The organism is Bifidobacterium sp. LH_450 (assembly GCF_056356715.1).
Genome location: NZ_JBKEUU010000011.1, coordinates 1 through 1,099 on the forward strand (window position 1 = coordinate 1; position 1,099 = coordinate 1,099).

Annotated in this window: 1 rRNA gene (cut by a window edge); it reads left to right on the forward strand. The window is 60.7% G+C overall.

Features of this window, described 5'->3' with window-relative positions:
* A 23S ribosomal RNA gene (locus AC1AXT_RS08730) occupies positions 1–1,099 on the forward strand; its annotated part runs 785 nt beyond the window's last position; the annotation flags it as partial.

Sequence of the window (1,099 nt, forward strand, 5' to 3'; positions counted from 1 at the left end):
GGCTGGGGGGTACGCGGGGAAGTGAAACATCTCAGTACCCGCAGGAAGGGATACTCCGTGAGTAGTGGCGAGCGAAAGCGGATCAGGCTAAACCGCGTGCGCGTGATACCCGCCGGGGGTTGCGTGCGCGGCGTTGTTGGGACGGCGTGTCCAGGAGCCGGCGCTCCTGGCCGCAGTGATAAAGGCGCGTGCGAGGCGAACCGGATTGAATGCCGGGCCGGAGAGGGTGATGGCCCCGTAGCCGTATGCGCGCGTCCTGTGGACGACCGTTCCCGAGTAGCGCGGGCCCCGTGGAATCCCGCGTGAATCCGCCCAGACCGTTGGGCAAGCCTAAGCATACCTGTCTGACCGATAGCGTACCAGTACCGTGAGGGAAAGGTGAAAAGCACCCCGGGAGGGGAGTGAAAGAGTTCCTGAAACCGTGCGCCTGCGAACCGTCGGAGCCNTGGTGGGGTGACGGCGTGCCTATCGAAAAATGAGTCTGCGAGTCAGTGGCATGTGGCGAGCATAACCCGTGGTGGGGTATGCGTAGCGAAAGCGAGTCCGAATAGGGCGTTTCCAGTCGCGTGTCCTGGACCCGAAGCGGGATGATCTAGCCCTGGTCAGGTTGAAGCGCGGGTAAGGCCGCGTGGAGGACCGCACCCACCTGGGTTGAAAACCGGGGGGATGAACTGGGGCTAGGGGTGAAAGGCCAATCAAATTCCGTGATAGCTGGTTCTCTTCGAAATGCATTTAGGTGCAGCGTCGGTTGATTGCATGCGGGGGGTAGAGCTACTGGATGCTTGCGGGCCCGTATCGGGTACCAATAGCAGCCAAACTCCGAATACCCGTCATGTGTATGCCGGCAGTGAGTCGGCGGGGGATAAGCTCCGTCGTCGAGAGGGAGACAGCCCAGACCGTCGTCTAAGGTCCCCAAGCGCGTGCTAAGTGGGAAAGGATGTGGAGTCGCATAGACAGCCAGGAGGTTGGCTCAGAAGCAGCCATCCTTGAAAGAGTGCGTAACAGCTCACTGGTCTAGTGGTTCCGCGCCGACAATGTAGCGGGGCTCAAGCACGCCACCGAAGACGCGGAAGCGTCAATTTGTTTTGATGTTTGGTAG